Annotated in this window: 20 protein-coding genes and 1 tRNA gene; 14 read left to right on the top strand and 7 right to left on the bottom strand. The window is 37.7% G+C overall.

The annotated features are described in order from the left end of the window. Positions 1-292: 292 nt before the first annotated feature. Entirely contained in the window at positions 293-1981 is a 1689-nt protein-coding gene (locus R1T16_RS04900; protein ID WP_317499961.1) for a glutamine--tRNA ligase/YqeY domain fusion protein, read from the bottom strand. A gap of 181 nt (positions 1982-2162) precedes the next feature. On the opposite strand from R1T16_RS04900, the gene folB reads away from it, so the two are divergent. Then, positions 2163-2519, top strand: a complete 357-nt coding sequence (folB, locus tag R1T16_RS04895) for a dihydroneopterin aldolase (RefSeq protein ID WP_317499960.1) — start codon at positions 2163-2165, stop codon at positions 2517-2519. 11 nt (positions 2520-2530) lie between these two features. Here the strand turns inward: folB and R1T16_RS04890 are convergent, their stop codons facing one another. Beyond that, positions 2531-4480, bottom strand: coding sequence for an LTA synthase family protein (locus tag R1T16_RS04890; protein WP_317499959.1), 1950 nt, complete (start codon positions 4478-4480; stop codon positions 2531-2533). Positions 4481-4637: 157 nt separating this feature from the next. On the opposite strand from R1T16_RS04890, the gene R1T16_RS04885 reads away from it, so the two are divergent. Next, positions 4638-4708, top strand: a tRNA-Cys gene (locus R1T16_RS04885). Between the two features lie 57 nt (positions 4709-4765). Here the strand turns inward: R1T16_RS04885 and R1T16_RS04880 are convergent. The 4 genes from R1T16_RS04880 to rnr form a co-directional block, all read right to left on the bottom strand. Continuing rightward, entirely contained in the window at positions 4766-5443 is a 678-nt protein-coding gene (locus tag R1T16_RS04880) for a LysE family translocator (protein ID WP_317499958.1), read from the bottom strand. Positions 5444-5587: 144 nt separating this feature from the next. Then, on the bottom strand, positions 5588-6223 hold the full coding sequence (locus R1T16_RS04875) for a GIN domain-containing protein (RefSeq protein WP_317499957.1): 636 nt from the start codon (positions 6221-6223) through the stop codon (positions 5588-5590). A gap of 139 nt (positions 6224-6362) precedes the next feature. After that, the gene (locus tag R1T16_RS04870; RefSeq protein ID WP_317499956.1) at positions 6363-7037 is read right to left on the bottom strand and encodes a head GIN domain-containing protein; all 675 of its coding nucleotides are present in this window, start codon (positions 7035-7037) and stop codon (positions 6363-6365) included. Positions 7038-7097: 60 nt separating this feature from the next. Continuing rightward, positions 7098-9278: a ribonuclease R gene (gene rnr, locus R1T16_RS04865; protein ID WP_317499955.1), complete on the bottom strand. Its 2181-nt coding sequence runs from the start codon at positions 9276-9278 to the stop codon at positions 7098-7100. 118 nt (positions 9279-9396) lie between these two features. On the opposite strand from rnr, the gene R1T16_RS04860 reads away from it, so the two are divergent. From R1T16_RS04860 to R1T16_RS04835, 6 genes are all read left to right on the top strand, one after another. Next, complete coding sequence (locus tag R1T16_RS04860) at positions 9397-9636, top strand: DUF2007 domain-containing protein (protein WP_317499954.1); 240 nt, start codon at positions 9397-9399, stop codon at positions 9634-9636. 729 nt (positions 9637-10365) lie between these two features. After that, positions 10366-10794, top strand: a complete 429-nt coding sequence (gene rpiB / locus R1T16_RS04855; RefSeq protein WP_317499953.1) for a ribose 5-phosphate isomerase B — start codon at positions 10366-10368, stop codon at positions 10792-10794. 139 nt (positions 10795-10933) lie between these two features. Continuing rightward, positions 10934-11836, top strand: coding sequence for a cation diffusion facilitator family transporter (locus R1T16_RS04850; RefSeq protein ID WP_317499952.1), 903 nt, complete (start codon positions 10934-10936; stop codon positions 11834-11836). 215 nt (positions 11837-12051) lie between these two features. Then, entirely contained in the window at positions 12052-12633 is a 582-nt protein-coding gene (locus R1T16_RS04845; protein ID WP_317499951.1) for a helix-turn-helix domain-containing protein, read from the top strand. Positions 12634-12667: 34 nt separating this feature from the next. Then, complete coding sequence (locus R1T16_RS04840) at positions 12668-14791, top strand: Tex family protein (protein ID WP_317499950.1); 2124 nt, start codon at positions 12668-12670, stop codon at positions 14789-14791. Between the two features lie 26 nt (positions 14792-14817). Further along, positions 14818-15216: a DUF5684 domain-containing protein gene (locus R1T16_RS04835; protein WP_317499949.1), complete on the top strand. Its 399-nt coding sequence runs from the start codon at positions 14818-14820 to the stop codon at positions 15214-15216. Between the two features lie 65 nt (positions 15217-15281). Here the strand turns inward: R1T16_RS04835 and tatA are convergent, their stop codons facing one another. After that, the gene (tatA, locus tag R1T16_RS04830; protein ID WP_317499948.1) at positions 15282-15479 is read right to left on the bottom strand and encodes a twin-arginine translocase TatA/TatE family subunit; all 198 of its coding nucleotides are present in this window, start codon (positions 15477-15479) and stop codon (positions 15282-15284) included. 194 nt (positions 15480-15673) lie between these two features. Between tatA and R1T16_RS04825 the strand changes: the two genes are divergently transcribed. The 6 genes from R1T16_RS04825 to R1T16_RS04800 all read left to right on the top strand — a co-directional run bounded on the left by R1T16_RS04825 (position 15674) and on the right by R1T16_RS04800 (position 22156). Beyond that, complete coding sequence (locus R1T16_RS04825; protein WP_317499947.1) at positions 15674-16543, top strand: M23 family metallopeptidase; 870 nt, start codon at positions 15674-15676, stop codon at positions 16541-16543. Next, a complete protein-coding gene (locus R1T16_RS04820) occupies positions 16543-16893 on the top strand; it encodes an SdpI family protein (RefSeq protein ID WP_317499946.1) in 351 nt (116 codons plus the stop codon). The genes R1T16_RS04825 and R1T16_RS04820 overlap by 1 nt, the downstream gene beginning before the upstream one ends. An 11-nt stretch (positions 16894-16904) precedes the next feature. Continuing rightward, a complete protein-coding gene (locus tag R1T16_RS04815; RefSeq protein ID WP_317499945.1) occupies positions 16905-18386 on the top strand; it encodes a GH3 auxin-responsive promoter family protein in 1482 nt (493 codons plus the stop codon). A 103-nt stretch (positions 18387-18489) separates the two neighbouring features. After that, positions 18490-20175 carry a DUF6909 family protein gene (locus tag R1T16_RS04810; protein ID WP_317499944.1) on the top strand — a complete coding sequence of 562 codons (1686 nt, stop codon included), beginning with the start codon at positions 18490-18492 and terminating at the stop codon, positions 20173-20175. Positions 20176-20183: 8 nt separating this feature from the next. After that, complete coding sequence (locus tag R1T16_RS04805; protein WP_317499943.1) at positions 20184-21176, top strand: hypothetical protein; 993 nt, start codon at positions 20184-20186, stop codon at positions 21174-21176. A gap of 20 nt (positions 21177-21196) precedes the next feature. Continuing rightward, the gene (locus R1T16_RS04800; protein WP_317499942.1) at positions 21197-22156 is read left to right on the top strand and encodes a glycosyltransferase family 2 protein; all 960 of its coding nucleotides are present in this window, start codon (positions 21197-21199) and stop codon (positions 22154-22156) included. Positions 22157-22181 lie beyond the last annotated feature (25 nt).

The raw sequence follows: 22181 nt of genomic DNA, 5'->3' as shown, positions 1-22181 counted from the left end.
AGTAATTTTATATTATAGTATAAAACTAAAAATATTTAAAAATGCATAGTAAAAAACAATAATTATAAATATTTTAATACATACTCGGTAAAAAATTAAAATAAGCCGTTTTAAGAAACGTTCACTAACTCAAACTCACAAGTACATTAGATAGATTTATTTATTGATTACGGATAGTTATGTAAAGCCATTTTTTTAATATTCTATCTATTAAAAATAAAAATTCAATAGTAAATATATATAATAAAAAAGCTCCGTAATAATTACGGAGCTTAATCAATAAAATCTATTTTTATGATTCTTTACTTTCAACTTTTGCCCAGGTGTCTCTAAGATCAACAGTTTTGTTGAAAACTAACCTTTCGGCATTTGTATCAGAATCTACACAGAAATATCCTAATCTCTGGAATTGATAACGCTCCCCTGCTTCGGCACTTTTCAGGCTTGGTTCAAGGTAACCTTTAATAACTTCCAGTGATTTTGGGTTGATATAATCTTTAAAGTCAATTTCTTTATCAGCATCCGGAGCTTCATGCGTAAATAAACGATCGTAGATCCTTACTTCTGCTTCAACAGCATGAGGTATAGAAACCCAATGTATAGTCCCTTTTATTTTACGCAAGCTTGCTTCGCTACCACTACCGCTCTTACTGTCAGTATCATACGTACAGTGAATTTCGGTTATATTTCCTTCAGCATCTTTTACAACGCTTTCTCCTTTAATGATATATGCATTTTTAAGGCGAACTTCTTTACCTAAAGTAAGACGGAAATATTTATTGTTGGCCGCTTCCATAAAGTCTTCCCTTTCAATAAAAAGTTCTCTTGAAAAAGGTACCTCCCTAAAGCCTGCGCTTTGATCTTCCGGATTGTTTTCAGCCTCCAGCCACTCTTCTTTTCCTTCAGGATAATTAGTGATAATAAGCTTAACAGGATCAAGAACTGCCATTACCCTTGGGGCAATCTTATTTAAATCTTCCCTTACGCAAAACTCTAATAATGAAACATCTATAAGATTTGTACGTTTTGCAATACCAATTGTATCGGCAAAATTACGGATAGCTGCAGCGGTATAACCCCTTCTTCTCATCCCCGAAATGGTAGACATCCTTGGGTCATCCCAGCCTTTTACATGGCCTTCCTGAACGAGTTGCAACAGCTTTCTTTTACTAACTACGGTATGGCTAAGGTTACGGCGTGCAAACTCGCGCTGTTTTGGCCTTACTCTCCCTTCGCTATACACCTGGTCAAGGAACCAGTCGTATAATTCCCTGTGCATAAGGAACTCAAGGGTACAAAATGAATGCGAAATTTCTTCAACATAATCACTTTCTCCATGCGCCCAATCATACATTGGGTATATTTTCCAGGCCTCACCTGTACGGTGATGATGTTTGTGTAAAATTCTGTACATGATAGGGTCACGCATAAGCATATTGTTTGATGCCATGTCTATCTTAGCCCTTAAAATGTGTGTCCCTTCAGGGAATTCACCATTTTTCATGCGTTCAAAAAGGTCAAGGTTTTCCTCTACAGAACGATTTCTGTATGGGCTGTCTGTACCCGGTTGAGACGGGGTTCCTTTTTGTTTTGCCATATCTTCACTGCTCTGGCTGTCTACATACGCTTTTCCGTTCTTAATGAACTGAACGGCCCAGTCATACAACTCCTGGAAATAGTCTGATGCGTAACGCTCCTCTGCCCATTCGTAACCTAACCACTGTACGTCTTTTTTAATGGCATCTACATATTCCTGCTCTTCTTTTGCAGGATTTGTATCATCAAAACGCAAGTTAACAGGCGCATTATACCTAAGTCCTAATCCAAAATTAAGGCATATAGAACTGGCATGGCCTATGTGCAGGTAACCGTTAGGTTCAGGAGGAAAACGAAAACGCAATTTATCCTGCGTTAACCCATTTCCTAAATCCTCTTCAATAATCTGCTCAATAAAATTAAGTGATCTCTCTTCAGTCGACATAGCTATAAATAATAAGATTGCAAATGTAGTTAATTTTTTAATGAGAGCCTTAGTAACTAAGGGTCTTAGGTGCTGAGTTTTTAAAAAACCATGCTAACATTTTGATACTTCAAAAACTTTGTACCTTTGTTGCCTATTCTCAGGCACTAAGCGCCTAAGTAACTAAGCAACTTTTTAAAAAATGGATATCATTAAACTCAAAAACATACGTACATTCTCTTATCACGGCTGCCTTGTGGAAGAATCTAAAATAGGTTCTGATTATACGGTAGACCTTCAGATAAAGGCAGATTTAAAACGCTCTATGCAAACCGATGAGCTTGAAGATACTGTTGATTATGTGCACCTTAATAAAATTGTAACCGAAGAAATGGCAATACGCTCAAAGCTATTGGAACACGTAGCTAAACGTATTGTAAACAGGGTATTAAAGGAGATTCCTGCAGTAATGAATGTTATAGTGGACGTTTCTAAAATCAATCCTCCAATAGGTGGCGATGTACAGTCGGTAACGATACAAATAGAAGAAAACAGATAAAAAAAAGCCGGTTACTTACCGGCTTTTTTGTGTTTCATCTTATATTTTCCTTTACTGTAGAGATTAGATGCAGCGGTTACATGGGCCAATGCATCTTTTGCCATTTCCTTATCCAGCGGTACTTCTATAAGTACAGTATCTTTAGTAATCTTAAACTGCAGCGGCTCCTTTTTAGGCTGCATAATTACTACCTGGTCTTCTATCCTGAAAGCATTAATCTCGTGAAACTGCATGATAGACCTGCCTTTAGTATCTGCCTTCAGTTTCTTTAGATTACGCCCTGGCATCGGTGTTTCAACCTTCATTCCTGCAAAGTCTAAAAGCGTTGGTGCAAGGTCTATCTGGCTGCAAAGCCTGGTGAATTTAGAACCTTTTTTAACCCCCGGGCCAATGATAAGCGCCGGTATGTGAAACTTATTGATAGGTACTAAATTCTTACCGTAAGTCCTTGTGTTATGGTCAGCTACCACGATGAAAATAGTGTTTTTAAAATAATCTTCCTTTTTAGCCAGTTCAAAGAATTTACCAATAGCAAAATCGGCATATTTCATGGCATTGTTAACAGTATTCTTTTGCTTGTCAAACAATTCTATCCTACCGTCAGGAAATTCGAAAGGCTCATGATTTGATGTTGAAAACATCATAGAAAAGAACGGTTTACCCCTCTGGCTTTTAAAATAATCGTTGGCTTTTACAACAAGATCTTCATCGCTGTAACCCCATGTCCCTTTAAGCGCATACTTGTTACCATCCTTATCAAAATCTTCTTCATCTATAATGTTATCAAAACCATTACCGTTAAAAAAAGAAGCCATATTATCAAAGTTCGCCATACCTCCATAAATAAAGCTGGTGTCATATCCATTCTCTTTAAATAAGTCTGCCAATGTAAAGAATCCTGATTGCGAGTTGCTTAACTTCACAACACTTTCAGATGGCGAAGGTAAAAATCCTGTCACCACTGCCTCAATACCCCTAACACTTCGCGTACCTGTACAATACAGATTGGTAAACAATAACCCATCATTGGTAAGCTTGTCAAAATTTGGTGTAAGCGGTTTACCTCCAAGGCTCCCCACATATTCTGCACCAAGGCTTTCCTGAAGAAAGATTACCACATTCATAGGCTGGGCAGAAAGAGTATCAGGATTTTGGGTATGCAATAAAGGAAATTCAGGATCTGTAAAATCTCCGGTTTCAGCAGTCATGTATTTTTTAACCCTTTTGTAAGCCTCATTCTCATCCATTTTACCGTACATCTTCGAGGGGTTATCTTCGTTTTTTAAAGAATAAGCAGCAAAGGCAACCGTATAAAAAGAATTTAGGCCCATACAGTTGGTAAGCTGGTCAAACGAGAATACGGCATTACTGCCGTTTATAGGCCTTTTTGATGTCAAACTTCCTCTGGCACCAAAAAATAATAGAAAGGCTACAGGAAGAAACATAATAAGCTTAAAACGATATTCTGCATTAGGGGTACTAAATAAAGACCTCCTTTTTTTAACCAACAGATAGATAAAGCTGCCCATGACAACAACTGTAAGGATAATAGATCCCAGGTAGCTTTTGATAAGCGTGCCCATAACCTCTTTAGGATAGATAAGATAATCCAGGAATAACCTGTTAGGCCTTGTATCATATTGTTTTATAAAATCAGGACTGGAAAGTTCCATGATAAGTATCAGCGATATAAAAAGTATGTAATAAGTATTTAAAAACCTGTCTATATAATGCAAATGTTTATTCGGGATGAACGTTAGTAATAAAAAAGGTAAAAACGATAAATAACATAGAAGTATAAGGTCAAATCGTAAACCTATCGGAAAAATATACCAGTAGTCAGGGGTGTCATTTATCCTCTCTTTAAAGATAAAAAACAGTATCAATCGGCTTAGCGTAGTAATTACAAGACCCAAAAGTATAAAATTGGCAATTGACCTGAGGTATACGAATCTCTTCATAATAAAATGTTAAAAAATTTTTACGAAATTATTAACTTATTCTGAATCAATACCGAATTATTTAAAATTTAAGCAATTAAAAAGGAAAATAAAATTTGGTGTAATTTTTCTTGCGTTAGAATAAAATATATGTAAATTTGCCATCCATACAACAAAGGGCATCTTGGCCGAGCGGCTAGGCACAGGTCTGCAAAACCTGCTACAGCGGTTCGAATCCGCTAGATGCCTCAACAAAAAAGCTTCAGTACATACTGAAGCTTTTTTTATATCCTTTTGACAATCATCTTATTTTGAATGTTCAAAGTGTTCTATCATCTTATTTCCTTTGTTAGGAAACAATCCCTGAAACAATAATGCTACACCAAATACTACCAGGATTACGCTTATAGCCTTTTTTATCCTCATAATATTATTAATGGTTAATTTGCTTCGTAACTGTTTAGCTAAAAGAATCTTACATACATCTAATGTAAAATATGAAGCTATAACAGAGATAAAGAATATTATTATTCTTGACGGCTGCATATCAAGCCTTGGCCCCCAGGTAATAATAATAGCAAGCCAAAAACCAAGTACACCGATATTGATAAAATTAAGCAGGAAACCTTTTATAAAAAGGCTTATGTAATTCTTTTTAAGGATGTCTTTTGCCTCATCATCTAAAAGGTCATTCTTAGCCGATTTCTTTATTTTAAGAAAAGAAATGATGCCATAAGTAACCATTATTAATCCTCCAAAAATGAACAATGAAGGATCATCCTTAATATTTTCAAGCAATTTATAACTGCTGAAATAGGCTATGAGTATAAAAATAATGTCAGATGTTATAGCACCTGCGTCAAATGCAACTGCAGCCCTGAAGCCTTTTATAACGCTGGTTTCCAGCAGTACAAAAAAAACTGCACCGGGCATGATGCTTAAAAAAAAACCTAACGGAATGGCGCTTAAAATATCCTGTAACATCAAATTATATTAAGTGATGCAAGTTACCATTTTAAATTTTTAAATAATCATAACATTAGAATACATCAAAAAAAATCCCTGAAAAGGCACTAAGAAGTACACTTTTTCAGGGATTTCGTAATTACCACTTTAATAGAAAATATGTTACATCACTTTGATTGATGCATCCGAACCTTTTATTTCGTTCACTTTTTTAGGCTTTCCATATACTTTAAGTGAACCATCTGAGCCTACATTTGCATTTACAATTCCGTTTGAATAGACAGTTCCTTCAGCATCTGAGCCCAGGTTTACTGTGACATCTCCTACCTTCAATTCTTCGGTATGATATGCTCCGTCAGATCCTACAGTAGCTCTCATTGAACCGGCCTTTCCGCTAAGGGAAACCTTAGAATCAGATCCAGCAGTTACATGCAATTCCTGGACATTCAGGTTAAGCGCTACTTCACTGTCAGATCCAGCTGTTAAATTAAAATGTTTTCCTATTATTTCATCTTTACCACTGATTTCTGCATCAGAACCAATGGTAATACTTTCAAGTTCATTTTTAAAATACAAGGTTGCACTGCCTTCTCCTTCAAATGCCACTCCCCCATTGTTATACTGTACATCAAAAGCTTCTCCTCCGTTAAAAACAAGCTTGTTTTCATTACCTTTTACCATATCTATTTTTATCTCACTTCCTACGGTAATACTTTTAAAATCCTGAAGCTTTACAGTTTTTTGTGCTGATGCAAATTGTAAACTTATAAGTGCTGTAATTGCAAAAATTGTTTTCATAATTATATATTTTTAAATGATTGGTTGTGTATATAATAGTAAAGACTGTGTCTCTTGTTTCATTGTTACACTTTTAAGCAAAAAAAATCCCGAAGTACATATAATGCGCTCCGGGATAATGTATTGTTAATATGCGATATTAGCTTTTAATGTTGATGTCGCCACCTGCAAAGGTCTTTTTATTAACCTGCGGAGGATTACCATAAACGTTAATGTTACCACCTGCTTTAGTCCTGGCATCTACAAATTCGGTAGCATTTACGTCTGCTTCTCCACCAGCATTAACGCTTACAGAGGTTTGTTTAGTAATAAATTGCCTGCCTTTAAAAATACCACCTGTATTGATTACAATATCATGATTATCAGATGTTCCGGTAATATCAAGTATACCTCCTGAATAAGCTTTAGATGTTAGCTTTTTAACATCCAATTTCAACTTTACTTCAGCACCTTCTTTAGCGCTTATAGCAAATGCAGTAGCTTTAAATATATCCTGAGATGCTACTCTCGCACCTTCGCTGGCATCAACCTGATCTATATTGGTATTATAATAAACGGTAACGCTTATATCATCTCCTTTAAGCAGTTTACTAAACTTCATCCTGATCTTAAGTTCATTGTTCTTTGTAACAACTTCTACATCATCTTTACGCGATCCTTTAATAACAATCTTGTTTTCGCTGCTCTTTACAAGCAGTACATCAATCTGGTCAAAAGCCCTTACAGCTGTAAAATCGCCTATGTTTTGTGTACGTTCCTGTGCAGAAACTAACTGAAACAGCATGATTGCTGCAAATACAATCATTTTTTTCATAATGGTTTATTTTAGTTTTTATCTTTTTAAAGACTGTATACTATTCTATTTGTTACAGCCTTAGTCTTTCTTTTTTAAGAACTGGAAATCAAGCTGCTTTTTAACAAGGTCGGCATTTTTTACTTTTACGTAAACCTCGTCACCCAGCTGAAGGATATTATTTGTAACCTCTCCTACCAGTGCATATTGTTTGTCGTCAAAGGTGTAATAATCATCTTTAATTTCGCGAATGCGGCACATGCCTTCGCACTTATTAGATACGATCTCTACGTATATACCCCACTCAGTAACGCCAGAGATCACTCCTAAGAACTCTTCATCCTTATGGTCTAACATATACTTAACCTGCATGTATTTAATACTGTCACGCTCTGCATTTGCAGCCAGGTTCTCCATGTTAGACGAATGCATACACTGTTCTTCCAGTACCTCTTCGTCGGCAGATTTACCGCCATCTAAATAATACTGAAGCAATCTGTGTGCCATAACATCAGGATACCTACGTATAGGCGATGTAAAATGCGAATAATAGTCGAAAGCCAAACCATAATGCCCAATGTTATGAGTAGAATATTTTGCCTTGCTCATTGTTCGTATCGCCAGTGTATCTACAAGGTTTTGTTCTTTTTTACCTTGTACTTCGGTCAATAAATTATTAAGCGATTTTGATACTGATGACTTATCCCTGAAATTAATGCTGTAACCAAATTTAGAGATCACACCCTGCAGGTTCATAAGCTTGTCTTCATCCGGTTCGTCGTGAATACGGTATACAAAAGTCTTATCCTGCTTACCAATAAACTCAGCTACTTTTCTGTTAGCCAATAGCATGAATTCTTCGATAAGATGATTGGCATCTTTAGCTACTTTAAAGTAAACACCGGTAGGCTCTGCTTCTTCGTTAAGATGGAATTTTACTTCTACCTTATCAAAAGAAATAGCACCGTTTGCCATTCTTTTCCTTCTCAGTATTTTAGCAAGCTCATTCATTTTAAGCGTAGCAGTACGAATGTCATCGCTGACACTGTACTCCTGTCCTGTTATCGAAATTTCTTCCGGAATTACATTTCCTTCGGTTTCAATAATATGCTGTGCCTCTTCATAAGCAAAACGCTGGTCAGAATAAATAACGGTACGTCCAAACCACTGCTCTACCACTTCTGCTTTATCATTAAGCTGGAAAATGGCAGAGAATGTATATTTCTCTTCATGCGGGCGTAACGAACAGGCAAAGTTAGAAAGCACTTCAGGAAGCATAGGTACTACCCTGTCTACCAGGTAAACCGATGTTGCACGGTTATAAGCCTCCTCATCTAAAATAGTTCCCGGTTCCAGATAGTACGAAACATCTGCAATGTGAACGCCTATCTCATAATTGCCATTATCAAGCTTTTGAAATGATAAGGCATCATCAAAGTCTTTTGCATCACGCGGGTCAATGGTAAATGTAAGTACATCTCTCATATCCCTCCTTTTTGCTATTTCTTCAGGATGTATCGCAGTATCAAGCTTTTGTGCATATACCTCTACATCAATAGGAAAATCATACGGAAGTCCGTATTCTGCAAGTATGGCATGTATCTCTGTATTGTGTTCTCCGGGTTTACCAAGAACACGTATCACTTCTCCAAAAGGACTGTCAGCCTTAGCCGGCCAGTCGTCAAGTTTTACCAGTACGACATCGCCATTTTCTGCATTGCCTTCTTTTCCTTTAGGAATAAAGATATCAGTGTACATCTTAGGGTTAGCTGTAGATACAAAAGAGAAATTCTTTTGGATATCTATAACACCCACAAATTCTGTCTTAGCCCTTTCTATAATTTCAACAACTTCACCTTCAGGCTTCCTGCCTCTTCTACGGTTATAGATATATACCTTAACCTTGTCTTTATCAAGTGCTTTGTTAAGGTTGTTGGTAGGTATAAATACATCATCTTCAAGTTCAGGAGAAACAAAATAAGCAGTTTTCCTGCTCGTCATGTCTATTGTCCCTTCTACATAATCGGCTTTTGCCAATACTTTGTACTTGCCTCTTTCGGTTTCTTCTATCTTTTCCTGAGATGCAAGTATCTTGAGTTCTTTTATAATCTCGTTCCTGCTTTTAGTGTCATCAAGCAATAATATAGCAGCTATCTGTTTATAGTTAAACGACTTATTAGGGTCTTTAGAAAGTATCTTGTAAATTTTTGCGGAAAAATCTTTTTCCTTTTTTGCTGACGGTTTTCCGTTCTTCTTCTTCATATAATCTTAAAATAATGCTGAAAATTACAAATAACTGGGAGATATTATAGAATTTTTAATGAAATAATAACGCATAAGTATATAACTTTATAGTCAGATAATACTGAAACTCATTTATATGGAACACTTTATTACCGCTGCCGTATTTAATTATCCACATGAAATAACAATTCTAAGACACCTTTTAGAGGATGAGGGACTTCAGTACTATTTTGAAAACGAAACCATGGCAGATCTCCTTCCAATGTATTCTTACGCAATGGGAGGTATCAGGCTTAAGGTTCATCCAAACGATTTAGCTACTGTACAAGAAATTCTGGATACACTTAATACAACTACACACCTAAAAATAGTTTAAAACAAGCTTATCAGAAAAAAGGTTTTCAACAGTTATTAAAAACAACAAAAAAAGATTTTTAAAAATTTAAAATTTTTGATGGTTATTATAGCTTGTTGATAAGTGCGAAAACTTTTTTTTGAGACTGCCGATTTTAGAGTTATACAATTTTATACAAAGCTATCAACAATGTTAAGTAAATGAAAAATTTTAGAAATCAGTATGTTTTGTATTTTTTGAAACAGGTTATTAACAATGGTTGATTACCTTTTTTCTATATCTTTTATTGATAAGTTTCATTGTTAATTGTTGTTAATAACTCTTCTTAATGTTTTCATAACATTTTGTAAAAAAGTAAAAAATAAATTTGGATTTCTAAGTTGGGTTTTGGATTAGAAAAAATATCGCTGACTTCTAAAAAATGTTCTCTTTTTTCATCTTTAGTTATCAACAAATAATGTTAATTTTCAACTCCCTTTAAAGTCAGTAGATTAGGAATGTTATCAACATCGTTGCATTTTAACAATTTTATCGATATATTTTAAGTGCTTAAAAAATGTAAAATATTGATTTTTAAGGAATAAACTGTTTTAGGAATGCGATTGTCCAGACATTGTTTATAAACCTTTATTTTTAGTCTGTGTCAGGATAGCCTTTAAACTGTTTATCGCATTGAACAGAACAATTATATAAGTTTATAGTTATGTACAAAGCAATTATTTATAATTTTACAGCCTAAACTATTTTTACATGAAAATATCTATCGGTAACGACCACGCAGGACCGGATTACAAAAAAGCTATTGTAAAATACCTTGAAGATAAAGGTATAGAAGTGATAAACCACGGAACTGATTCTTTTGACAGCGTAGACTATCCTGATTTTGTTCACCCGGTAGCTAATGATGTAGAGAACGGTGTTGCAGATTTTGGCATTATCATTTGCGGAAGCGGAAATGGAGTAGCCATGTCGGTTAACAAACACCAAAAGATTAGGGCAGCACTTTGCTGGATAAAAGAAATCGCGGCGCTAGCGCGCCAGCATAATGACGCTAACGTAATAAGCCTGCCTGCGAGATATACTTCTATACAGCAGTGTATAGAAATGGTAGATACGTTTTTAAATACTCCTTTTGAAGGTGGCCGTCACCAGAAAAGGGTAAACAAGATTCCGTGCTAAAAAGCATTATGATATACAGAGCTGCAAGTAATTGCAGCTTTTTTTATACCTTTTCATTGGCAAAAATTATTAACAATTAAGTAATATGCCCGTTATTGTTTTCTAATAACTTTGGCGGCTTATCCAACTGGCTTATACCGTGTCAAACCCAAGAATTCATAAACATACCGTAGAGGGAAAAAACCTATTGGTTTCTATATTTCTGAATGTAATCATAACTGCAGCACAGGTTGTGGGAGGTATCATATCAGGAAGTCTTTCGCTATTGTCTGATGCATTGCACAATTTTAGCGATGTGTTGTCGCTGGTTATTAGTTTTGTTGCTCATAAGCTTTCGCAAAGGGCGGCTACACTTAAACAAACTTTCGGACTAAAAAGAGCAGAGCTGATCGCCGCTTTTGTAAATGCGCTTACGCTTATAGTTGTCGCCATTATACTTATCTATGAAGCTACACTGCGTTTCTTTAATCCGGTTGCTATTGCGCCAACGCTTGTAATATGGCTTTCGGCTTTGGGGATAGTGGCTAACGGATTAAGCGTGGTGCTTTTAAAGAAAGATGCCGACCATAACCTGAATATGAAATCGGCCTATCTGCATTTGCTTACCGATATGCTGGCATCTATAGCTGTACTGATAGGAGGAATTCTTATGAAGTATTTTCAAATCTATTGGATAGATAGTGTGATGACATTAGGCATAGCGATATACCTGATTGTAGTAGCCTTTGACCTTCTAAAACAATCAACACACATGCTGATGCTTTTTACGCCCGACGAGGTTAATATAGAAGAAATTATCTCCGAAGTCCACAAAATTTCGGGCTGCGCCCATTTGCATCATATTCATGTGTGGCATTTAAATGAAGAAGAACTTCACCTGGAGGCCCACCTTGATTGTTCTGATGATATGACACTATCCCAATTTAACATACTGTTGCACAAAATTGAAGATGTGCTGTATGAAAAATTCAGCATCAATCACGTGAACATCCAGCCGGAATTTAAAAAAGAAGACCCAAAGGATTTTATCGTGCAGGATTGATTTAGTTTTCGTTCATCACTGTCATTTCGACCGAAATGAAATGGAGTGGAGAAATCCCAGATAAAACAAAAACAAAAATTGTAAGTAAATCGTTTTCTTCCAAACATCAATAAATTCAGCCCTTTGACACGAATGCCGTAAAAATGCCGTAGCAAAACCGTTATCAAAAGCCTATCTTCACGGCTAATTTTGACCCATAAATCAAAACCAAAATTATGGAAACCATCGGTAAAAAAATTGCAGAGATCAGGAAGCAAAAAGGCTTAACGCAGGAAGAAGTTTCAGAGCAGGCAAAAATTAATCTTCGCACATTGCAGCGCATCGAAAAAGGGGAAACCGAACCCCGCGGTAACAGCCTGAAAGGAATATGTGACGCCCTGCATATAAACATAGAGGATATCGTTGACTATGGTAAATTTGAGGATAAGAACTATCTTATGTACCTGCATCTTTCGGTAATTGTATTTCCCGTTATACCTTTTGGAAACATTATACTGCCGTTAATATTATGGCTTAACAAACGTGACAAAATAATGCAGGTCCAAAAGCAGGGAGCCAATATTTTGAATTATCAAATCTTCTGGACAATAATAACCAATGTGCTTTTTATATCTTATGTGTTGATTAAAATTACACACATGTTTTCGGTATGGCCATTAAAAAACCCGAATTTAATAATGTATATCTTTTTCTTTATATGTAGTATAAACTTCATTTATCCTATTGTAATTGCGATAAAGATAAATAGGGGCCAGGTTAAAAATTTCTACCCTGCGGCGTTTAGATTTATAAAATAAGAACACTATGTTTGTGTTCCTATTTTAAATCCAGATGACAAACCTAGAATACATTGCCGGACAGGTAACTGCTCCAAAAAAAGGCATTGAAGCCACATTGAAATTACTTTCTGAAGACTGTACCATTCCGTTTATTGCACGCTACCGAAAAGATGCCACCGGCAATCTTGATGAGGTGATTATTGAACAGATAGCAAAACTAAACCAGGGTTTTGATGCTATTGTAAAGCGTAAAGATGCTATCATTAAAAGCATTACTGAGCAAAACGCTCTTACGAGTGAATTATCGGCTAAGATAAACGCCAGCTTTGACCTTACCGAACTGGAAGACTTTTACCTGCCATACAAAAAGAAAAAGAAGACCAGAGCCGACACGGCACGTGAAAACGGGCTTGAGCCACTGGCAAAAATAATTATGGCACAAAATGCCGATGATATTGATTTTATCGCTTCAAAATACCTCAATGATAAGGTAGTTAATGAAGATGTTGCGCTTCAGGGTGCACGCGATATCATTGCCGAATGGGTCAATGAAAATGTGTACGTGCGTAAATCGCTTCGCAGGATTTTCGGCCGCAAAGCGGCAATAACAACCAAGATTACAAAGGCCGGCAAGGAAGACGAAAAGGCGAAGAAATTTGAACAGTATTTTGACTGGTCAGAAAATCTTGCCAAAGCGCCATCGCACAGGCTGCTGGCTATGCTGCGCGCCGAGAACGAAGGCTTCATTAAATTTAAGGTTGAGATTGAGAACGAGGAAGCCATCGAACTGGTAGAACAATCGATCATAAAAAATAACCGCGAAACCGCGGGCCAGCTAAAGCTGGCAATAGAAGACAGTTACAAGCGGCTGCTCGCCCCGGCCATAAGCAATGAAGTATTGCAGGAAGCTAAGGCTAAAGCCGATGCTGTTGCCATACAGGTATTCGCTGGAAATTTAGGTCAGCTATTGCTTGCTCCGCCGTTGGGCGAAAAGCGTATCCTGGCATTAGACCCGGGTTTCAGAACAGGTTGTAAAGTAGTATGCCTTGACGAAAAAGGCGACCTGCTATACAACGAAACCATTTTTCCGCATGCGCCGCAAAACGAAACGGCTATCGCCATGAAAAAGATACGTTCTATGGTGAATGCCTACAAGATTGATGCGATATCTATAGGCAACGGAACAGCATCGCGCGAAACAGAGCATTTCATCAAAAAAATTGCGTTCGATAAACCGCTTCAGGTATTCGTGGTGAGCGAAGCCGGGGCATCGGTATATTCGGCATCAAAAATAGCACGGGACGAATTTGGCAGTTATGATGTAACGGTTAGGGGAGCGGTATCTATCGGGCGAAGGCTGAGCGACCCGTTAGCTGAACTGGTAAAAATAGACCCGAAAGCGATAGGTGTAGGGCAGTACCAGCACGATGTAGACCAAAGCGCGCTTAAAGACGAACTGGACACCGTGGTGATGCGCTGTGTGAACTCGGTGGGTGTTAACATCAATACGGCAAGTAAATCGCTCCTGGGCTACGTTTCGGGCATTGGTGAGAAGCTGGCAGAGAACATTGTAGCTTACAGGAGCGAGAACGGCCCGTTTGAAGACCGCAAGCAGCTAAAGAAAGTGCCAAGGCTGGGGGAGAAGGCCTATCAGCAGGCAGCGGCATTCGTAAGGATTCCGAATGCTAAGAACCCGCTTGATAATTCTGCCGTACATCCCGAGGCTTATGCCGTAGTAGAAAAGATGGCGAAAGACATGAAACTCAAACCGGCTGACCTGATATCAAACAAAGAAGCCATTGCAAAAGTGCCTGCCGACAAATATATAACCGATACTATTGGGCTTCTTGGCCTTAAAGATATATTGAAGGAACTGGAAAAACCGGGGCTCGACCCTCGTAAAGCGGCAAAAGTGTTTGAATTTGACCCTAATATAAGAACCATTGCCGACCTGCGTACAGGGATGGTATTACCGGGTATAGTTAATAACATTACCAACTTTGGCTGTTTTGTAGATGTAGGGGTTAAAGAAAGCGGCTTGGTGCATATTTCTCAACTTAAGGAAGGTTTTGTAAGCGATGTAAACGAGGTGGTAAAACTGCACCAGCACGTTCAGGTAAAAGTGACCGAAGTAGATGAGGCCAGGAAAAGGATAGCGCTTACAATGATTTTATAATTTGCAACCAATTAAACAACTATACTATGGACAGAATCGGATTTGTAGAGATTTTTTTAATGATGTTTTTAGTAACATTGCCATTCATTATACTTATTACTGTAAGTATGTGGAAACTGTATACAAAAGCAAATAAACCGGGATGGGCAGTAATTGTGCCAATTTACAGTACCCTGGTATTGCTTGAAATCATTAGAAAACCATGGTGGTGGCTATTGCTGATGATGATACCGTTTGCAGGTATAGTGTGGGCAATATGGGCTGTTAACCTGTTTGTAAAAAGTTTTGGTAAAGACGAGGGCTTTACTATAGGAGTATTGTTCCTGCCGTATATCTTTTACCCTATATTGGCTTTTAGCAAATCGACACAATACATTTACAACAATACAAACGAAATGGATTATATAGGTAAAGAGAATTACTAATCAGTTCATTAATAAAACACAAAGCCCGCTAAATCTTAGCGGGCTTTGTCATACTATATAAAATATTATAGTTTGTTATCGTCGTGTGACTGTTGCTTTCTTGGCGCAGAAGTCTGGTGGTCATCACCGTCTTTAGCTGCGTTCTTGAATTCTTTAATACCGGTACCAAGCCCTTTCATTAGTTCCGGAATTTTTCTTCCTCCGAAAAGCAGTACAACAATCACTAATATTACCAGTATTTCTGTTAAACCAAGTTTTCCCATGACAACAAATTTAAATTATTAAGGCAAAGTTAAATATAAAACTAATTACAGCAACTATTTACGTCAAATATTTAAGTTTGGTTTGCGTTAAATAAAGATAATTTAATTTAACATGTTGATTTGACTTAATGTTTACTGTTTATAAAATCATAAAATAGGGCAGTATTACTATATTTGTCAATTAAAGAGTTACTATGAATGCAAAAAGGCTTAAAAGGCAGATAATCAAAAAAAAATTGTTCACTAAGAACCGCCTGGTTATATTGAACGAAGACACTTTTGAAGAACTTTTTTCTTTTAAGCTAAACCTAATGAATGTATTTGTGGCCATAACATCTATAAGTATCGTTATGATTGCCCTTACCACCTATATTATTGCCTTCACTCCGCTAAGGGAATACATTCCCGGGTATGCTTCTACAAAGCTTAAGCGCGAAGCCACCCAAAATGCTATTAAAAGCGACTCCCTGCAAAAAATTATAGATGAGAATGGTGTTTACCTTGCATCCATAAAAAAAGTGCTTACCGGCGATCTTGAACACACAAAGCTAAGCCGTGACTCCATACAGCCTGCCGAACAAAAGGACTTGAATAATGTAGACCCCGGACCGTCTGACGCGGATAAAAAACTGCGTGATGAGGTAGCTCTTGAAGACAAATATAATCTTTTTGAACAGGCAAAACCTAAAGTGGGGCTTGTGCTTTTCCCTCCGGTTAAAGGACATATCACAGACGCTTACAGCAGCAAGAGCAAACATTTTGCAGTAGATATTGCCCTGGCAAAAGACACACCTATAAAATCGGTTGCGGCGGGTACAGTTATCCTGGCCGACTGGACACCTACTAATGGCAACGTGATAATAGTCCGCCATAATGACGGGATCATATCGGTTTATAAACATGCTGCGTCGCTGACTAAAGAGCAGGGTGATATTGTAAAATCGGGCGAGGTTATAGCTATGGCCGGTTCTACAGGAACGCAGTCTACGGGTGTGCACCTGCATTTTGAATTATGGAAAGACGGATACCCTATAAATCCAACCCAGTTTATTGATTTTGAATAATGAAAGCATTTTTAGATAATACATTTCTGCTTAGTCTTATGTTTGCTGTTTGTTTTTTAGTAACGGCAGGCATACTGTATTTTTTTCCAAGAAAGAAAGTGAATCATTTTTATGGATACCGTACCCCACGATCTATACGATCTCAGGAGCAATGGGATTTTTCGCAGAAATACTTTGCCACACAAATGGCAAAAGCAGCCATAATGGTAGCAGCTTTTTCAATTATCGGAATTTGGCTTCCAGAATCCAAAGATCTTAGGTTATGGATTTCAATTTTCATAGTGGTATTTGCTATACGATACATGTACGGTACTACCGAAGCAGCATTAAAAAAAAGATTTAAGAATTAAATACACAGGCAATGTCTTTAAAAACATTCGGTGCTAAAATATTCGCGGGTATAATTCACAAAAGCACCCAAAAGTGGGCACAGCATCCTGTGGAAACCCAGCAAAAGGTTTTTGAAAAACTTTTGGCAGCTGCCAAAGCAACCCAGTTTGGAAAAGACCATAATTTTGAGTCTATAAATACATATACTGATTTTGCAAAACAAGTTCCGGTACGCGACTATGAAGCGCTCAAAAGTTATGTAGATAAAGTAGTGTATGGGGAAGAAGATATCCTGTGGCCCGGAAAGCCGCTGTATTTTGCAAAGACATCGGGAACTACATCAGGGGCTAAATATATTCCGCTTACAAAAGAGTCTATGCCTTTTCATATTAAGGCGGCACGTAATGCCATACTTTCGTATGTACATGAAACAGGCAATGCCGACTTTGTAGACGGTAAAATGATATTCCTACAGGGAAGCCCTGAACTTGATGAAAAACACGGTATCAACTTTGGCAGGCTATCAGGCATAGTTGCCCATTTTGTTCCTGCCTATCTGCAAAAAAACCGCATGCCAAGCTGGGAAACCAATTGCATTGAAGACTGGGAAACAAAAGTAAATGCCATTGTAGAAGAAACCTACAAAGAGGATATGGCTGTAATATCTGGCATACCGTCGTGGGTACAAATGTATTTTGAAAAACTGCAGCAAAAAGAAGGCAGGAAAGTTGGCGATATATTTAAAAACTTCAGCCTTTTTATTTACGGTGGCGTTAATTATGAACCTTACAGGGCCAAATTTGAAAATCTTATAGGGCGTAAGGTAGATAGCATTGAGCTGTTTCCCGCATCTGAAGGGTTTTTTGCCTACCAGGATACACAGACAGAAAAAGGTATGCTGTTGCTGCTTAACTCCGGCATCTTTTATGAATTTATAAAAGCCGATGAATTTTTTACCGAAAACCCGCGCCGATATACTATTGGCGAGGTGGAAACAGGAGTAAATTATGCACTTGTCATTTCTACCAATGCGGGCCTTTGGGCGTATAACATAGGTGATACAGTACAGTTCACCTCATTAAGCCCTTACAGGTTAATAGTAAGCGGAAGGATTAAACACTACATATCAGCCTTTGGCGAGCACGTAATAGGTAAAGAAGTGGAGACTGCGCTTAAAGAAGCGATGGAAGGGACTGAAATTACAGTAAACGAATTTACCGTTGCCCCTCAGATCAATCCGCATAATGGATTGCCATATCATGAGTGGCTGATAGAGTTTGAAAGAGAACCGGCCGACATGGATGCGTTTGCGTTGAAGATAGATACAGCTATGCGAAAACAGAACGTGTATTATGATGATTTAATAGTAGGCAGTGTGTTGCGTTCGGTTGTGATAACGAAAGTGCAGAAAAACGGTTTCCAGGAATATATGAAATCTATTGGTAAGCTGGGGGGGCAGAACAAGCTGCCGAGATTAGCCAATGACCGTAAAATTGCAGATTTCTTTACATAGGTAAAAGCAACTATTGTTGGTTATTTTCATCCTTAAGAAGAAGAATTAGGTTACGATAATGACTAAAAATAAAGTCCTACATTTGCCGTAGGCACTTAAAGTTATGCAGGGCACTAAAAATATTTCACGATCAAGGGCGCAGGAATCTTCGGCGGCAATTGAGCGATTATACATTACCATGAGGCACCTTTTTAACAGGGGTTTCTATAAGCCTATGGGCGTGTCGGGCGATTCGCTTCGCGAAGCATTGTTGTCTTTACGCCCTGAGATATATGGTTCTATCGCCGAAGAGAAGGCAGAGCTTAACGGCTTGCTTTATGTCATAGAGCGATTACCTGTGGGGATAGAAGAATGCCGGTTTGTAAATTTAACGTCAGACGAAGGTTATTCTAAATCGCATTTTAAGGCCATTGTTCCGCCTAAGCGAAAAAGGAACTGTTACAGGATAGACGATGAGCAGATGAACGTTGAAATTACACGAGGAAGATCTGATATCTACGATATTCTAACCCATCTTACGTTTATTTACATAGAATCGCACAAGATAAAGAACCGCATTTTAATAGACGATAATGGTGAAATAACCCGCGACTGGGTAAAGTTAGAACAGGTTATCCAGGCAGGTGCAAAACTTAATCTTATAGAAAGGGAACAGGCTATATCGCATACGTCTAACATACTGGGCCGCTCTTTTGCAGAGGTTACTGATATTTATGATGCTTTTGCGACTGCGGCTCAGCCCGACCGGTTTTTGCATGTAATCTACTGGCTGGGCAAACTCGCATTGGATGAGGCTACAGGAGGTGCAAAACGTACAATAACTTTTAGCCCTATACTTCGCGAGCGGCTGGGTCACCATATACACGGTGAGATATGGGCAGATAACATTAAGATGGTGCTTAAGCAAAATGGGCTTTTAGAAAGGCCAATACACATTATTAGTGCAAATATGCACAGTGTAATGAACTCTGTTTTTGCCCCGCATGTGTTAAAGGGAAAGTACAAGGACAAAAGTGATTTTGGCATCTATGAAGATCTGAGTAAAACAAATAATGGCCCTCTTAGGGATAAGGTAGAAGAGGTGGCGCTTACAAACGGTATGATTGCAATGCCCGATACATCTGGCACAAACATAGACGTACAGATATTTGACACTGCTAAAATAGATTTTACCAAAACGGCGTTTCCAAATGCAAATCCACCAGGAGAAAAACCGGTTATTGTTGTTATGGACTATGCTTTTGGCGAGCAGGCATATGAAACAATAGATGAGCTGCTGAAACCGTTTAAAGAAGGAAAACTGAGGACGCTGCTTAATGTAGAATCGGTTTCTATAATGGGTAAAGCGGGTATTCTTGAAGGCGGCAAGGGCGATATAATGATACCTTCGGCTCATATAAATGAGGGTACAGGCGATAATTATCCTTTTGAGAACGAGCTTACAGCTGAGATGTTTGAAGGACAGGGTATTCCGATATATAGCGGCCCCATGATAACGGTGCTTGGAACATCACTGCAAAACAAAGACCTTCTTAAATTCTTTAATGAATCGAGCTGGGGAGTGATAGGCCTGGAAATGGAAGGCTCACATTATCAAAAAGCGGTGCAGTCGGCATCAAGGATTAGAAAGAGCATCAATCCCAATGTTAAGGTGCGTTATGCATATTACGCATCAGATAATCCGCTTGAAACAGGCAGCACGCTTGCTTCGGGAGGTTTAGGTACCACAGGAGTAAAACCAACATACGTAATTACTATAAAAATTTTAGAACAAATATTTAACATTTAATTTGTGTTATGACAAACCAAACAAACAATACCGAAAACCAGGAAATTAATCTTACACATGTTTCCAAAAAGGTAAAAGGTTATTTTTCAAGCGTTAACGATTCATTTTTTGACGGTATACTTTTTATAAAAAGAAATAGTATTGCGTTAGCTATGGTAGTTATAGCCGGTGCCGCTTATGGATTTTATGCAGACATCACAGGCTATAAGTATCAGACAAAGGTTTTTTTAGCCCCTAATTTTAATAGTACAGATTACCTATACAATCAGGTTAAAAACCTGAGTTCTAAAATGCACAACCCTGAATTTAGAAAAAAAACAGGAATTAATGCGGATAAAAAGTTATCAGGTTTAAAGATTGAGCCTGTAATTGATATCTATAATTTTATAGACGACCCTGCTAAAGAAATAGATGAAAATGACAGGAATTATCAGTTATTTAAGCTTATCAGTGAAAATGGCGATATGTCAAAAATGCTTAAGGATGAGGTTACGAGTAAAAATTATAAACTACATACTCTTACCATAACGACTAAGAAGGTTATATCTGAAAATGATATAAAGCCTATTATGGATTTCCTTAACGCTAATCCTTATTATAAGACGCTTCAGACAGAATATATAAAAAATCTTGATGTTAAGATAGCTGCTAATGACACGCTTATAAAGCAGATTGATGGCATTCTTAACAGCACTGCAAAAGCAGGAGGATCTGGAGCTAATCTTGTATTAAATGATAATGCAAGCCTTGATGAAGTTATAAAACAAAAAAATAAACTGGTAAAAGAGCAGGGCAGAAACAAGATAGATAAAGTAAATTTTAATAAGATTATCAACGATACAAGTGCAGTATTTAACGGAGGTGATGATAGTTTTCTGAATGGTAAAATGAAATTCGTAATGCCAATTTTATTTTTATTGCTATTTGTCGTTGCAGCCAGATTTAAAAATTACTATAAAAGCCAGGTTAATAAACGCCAGATAGTTATCACAGAAGCATAAAACATTTAAAAATACCGGTTTTGATAGATATTTCAATTGTTGTACCGCTTTATAATGAAGAACAGGTTTTTAGTCAGCTGGCCAAAAGGCTTACAGATGTAATGGATAGCGTGCCTTTTAGCTGCGAAGTAGTTATGGTAAACGACGGGAGCTCTGATAAGACGGCAGATTTATTAGAAGATTTGTGTCATAAGGACACACGCTTTACCGGTGTGCTGTTATCGCGCAACCACGGACATCAGCTGGCGGTTACAGCAGGCCTTGCGCATACAAGGGGAAGGCAGGGTGTAATGGTCATTGATGGTGACCTGCAGGATCCGCCGGAATTAGTAACAGAATTTCATAACCTTCTTATGCGGGGTTATGATGTTATCTATGCCGTAAGAAAAAACAGGAAAGAAAGCGTAATAAAGAGGTTTGCATACTGGATATACTACAGGCTGCAGAAGAAAATATCAAACTTTAATATTCCTATAGATAGTGGCGATTTCTCTATGCTAAGCAGGAGAGTGGTGGACCACATGAACGATATGCCTGAGCAAAGCCGTTATTTGAGGGGTATGCGCTCTTGGATAGGCTTTAAGCAGACGGGATATGAATATAATAGGGACGAAAGGCAGGCCGGCGAGACAAAATATAGCTGGAAGAAGTTATTTGAGCTTGCATTTAACGGCATTTTTAATTTTAGCGATTTTCCTGTAAGGGTAATTACGCGCCTTGGCTTTTTTACAATACTGTTGTCACTGCTGTATTTGTGTTACATTATCGTTAGAAAAGTTGTGTTTGACGACGTTCCGCAGGGATTTACAGCTACTCTTATGGCGATAATACTGTTTAGTGGCGTTCAGCTGATTTCCTTAGGCTTGATAGGCGAATATGTTTTAAGGATATATAACCAGGTAAGAAACAGGCCTTTGTTTATAGTAGATAAATTACTGCAGGAGGGCAAAGAGATAAAAAAGCAGAATTCTACATTATAAGTGTACAAATAAAGTACCGATACAA

The sequence above is a fragment of the Flavobacterium sp. DG1-102-2 genome, assembly GCF_033042555.1.
GTDB lineage: Bacteria > Bacteroidota > Bacteroidia > Flavobacteriales > Flavobacteriaceae > Flavobacterium.
Note: the sequence above shows the minus strand (reverse complement) of the source record. Positions and strands in the feature narration are given on the sequence as shown.

Bases quoted from the DNA above. Each gene is read 5' to 3' on its own strand.
- R1T16_RS04860 (WP_317499954.1), top strand. From the start codon at position 9,397: ATGGAACACTTTATTACCGCTGCCGTATTTAATTATCCACATGAAATA.
- rnr (WP_317499955.1), bottom strand. From the start codon at position 9,278: ATGAAGAAGAAGAACGGAAAACCGTCAGCAAAAAAGGAAAAAGATTTT.
- rpiB (WP_317499953.1), top strand. From the start codon at position 10,366: ATGAAAATATCTATCGGTAACGACCACGCAGGACCGGATTACAAAAAA.
- folB (WP_317499960.1), top strand. From the start codon at position 2,163: ATGGATATCATTAAACTCAAAAACATACGTACATTCTCTTATCACGGC.
- R1T16_RS04870 (WP_317499956.1), bottom strand. From the start codon at position 7,037: ATGAAAAAAATGATTGTATTTGCAGCAATCATGCTGTTTCAGTTAGTT.
- R1T16_RS04890 (WP_317499959.1), bottom strand. From the start codon at position 4,480: ATGAAGAGATTCGTATACCTCAGGTCAATTGCCAATTTTATACTTTTG.
- R1T16_RS04880 (WP_317499958.1), bottom strand. From the start codon at position 5,443: ATGTTACAGGATATTTTAAGCGCCATTCCGTTAGGTTTTTTTTTAAGC.
- R1T16_RS04845 (WP_317499951.1), top strand. From the start codon at position 12,052: ATGGAAACCATCGGTAAAAAAATTGCAGAGATCAGGAAGCAAAAAGGC.
- R1T16_RS04840 (WP_317499950.1), top strand. From the start codon at position 12,668: ATGACAAACCTAGAATACATTGCCGGACAGGTAACTGCTCCAAAAAAA.
- tatA (WP_317499948.1), bottom strand. From the start codon at position 15,479: ATGGGAAAACTTGGTTTAACAGAAATACTGGTAATATTAGTGATTGTT.
- R1T16_RS04805 (WP_317499943.1), top strand. From the start codon at position 20,184: ATGACAAACCAAACAAACAATACCGAAAACCAGGAAATTAATCTTACA.
- R1T16_RS04825 (WP_317499947.1), top strand. From the start codon at position 15,674: ATGAATGCAAAAAGGCTTAAAAGGCAGATAATCAAAAAAAAATTGTTC.
- R1T16_RS04820 (WP_317499946.1), top strand. From the start codon at position 16,543: ATGAAAGCATTTTTAGATAATACATTTCTGCTTAGTCTTATGTTTGCT.
- R1T16_RS04835 (WP_317499949.1), top strand. From the start codon at position 14,818: ATGGACAGAATCGGATTTGTAGAGATTTTTTTAATGATGTTTTTAGTA.
- R1T16_RS04875 (WP_317499957.1), bottom strand. From the start codon at position 6,223: ATGAAAACAATTTTTGCAATTACAGCACTTATAAGTTTACAATTTGCA.
- R1T16_RS04815 (WP_317499945.1), top strand. From the start codon at position 16,905: ATGTCTTTAAAAACATTCGGTGCTAAAATATTCGCGGGTATAATTCAC.
- R1T16_RS04810 (WP_317499944.1), top strand. From the start codon at position 18,490: ATGCAGGGCACTAAAAATATTTCACGATCAAGGGCGCAGGAATCTTCG.
- R1T16_RS04900 (WP_317499961.1), bottom strand. From the start codon at position 1,981: ATGTCGACTGAAGAGAGATCACTTAATTTTATTGAGCAGATTATTGAA.